Raw genomic sequence first — 553 nt, 5'->3', positions numbered from 1 at the left:
CCCCACGGCCCCGGACCCCGACCGGCCCGAGGACCTGTGGAAGGCGCTGGACCGCGGCGAGGACCCGACGCGCGAGGCATGACCCCCAGCTCACGTCGCACCTGCCCGTACGGGACAATGACCCTGAGCTCGTAGCACGGCGGCACGGTCGCGGCGACCCGAGCGATACCAACAGCGCAACACCAACGAGGAGCAACTCATGGCGGGCAGCAGCCACGGACACACCCCGGCCGCCTGGACCGGTGTCATCATCGCCTTCATCGGCTTCTGCATCGCGGGCGTCTTCATGGTCGCGGCCAACCCGCTGGGCTTCTGGGCCGGAATCGTCGTCGTCTTCGTCGGCGGGATCGTCGGCCTCGCGATGAAGGCCGCCGGCCTCGGCATGCCGAAGGAGTCGACGGAGCTGGCGGCGGCCAGGGCCCGCGCCGGGCAGGCGCAGATCTCCTGAATCCGTTCCGAGGACGCACACACGCGAGGCGCAGCCCGGTCCGGGCTGCGCCTTTCCGTATGAGCGGCGACAATCACCGGGTGGACGCATCGCCTTCCCCCGCCC

General features: G+C 71.1%; 1 protein-coding gene and 1 pseudogene. Both read left to right on the top strand.

Annotated features, from left to right (window positions below; translation table 11 throughout):
* Window positions 1–82 (top strand): annotated as a pseudogene (locus JGS39_RS41330) (Trp biosynthesis-associated membrane protein); the annotation flags it as partial.
* A 117-nt stretch (window positions 83–199) separates the two neighbouring features.
* Window positions 200–448, top strand: a complete 249-nt coding sequence (locus JGS39_RS40115) for an HGxxPAAW family protein (protein WP_219574669.1) — start codon at window positions 200–202, stop codon at window positions 446–448.
* Window positions 449–553: the final 105 nt, after the last annotated feature.

It is taken from the genome of Streptomyces poriferorum (genome assembly GCF_019399235.1).
GTDB classification, from domain to species: domain Bacteria; phylum Actinomycetota; class Actinomycetes; order Streptomycetales; family Streptomycetaceae; genus Streptomyces; species Streptomyces poriferorum.
This window is presented reverse-complemented; position numbering and strand designations above follow the sequence as displayed.

Excerpts from the sequence above, each read along its gene's own strand:
- JGS39_RS40115 (WP_219574669.1), top strand. The coding sequence starts at position 200 with ATGGCGGGCAGCAGCCACGGACACACCCCGGCCGCCTGGACCGGTGTC.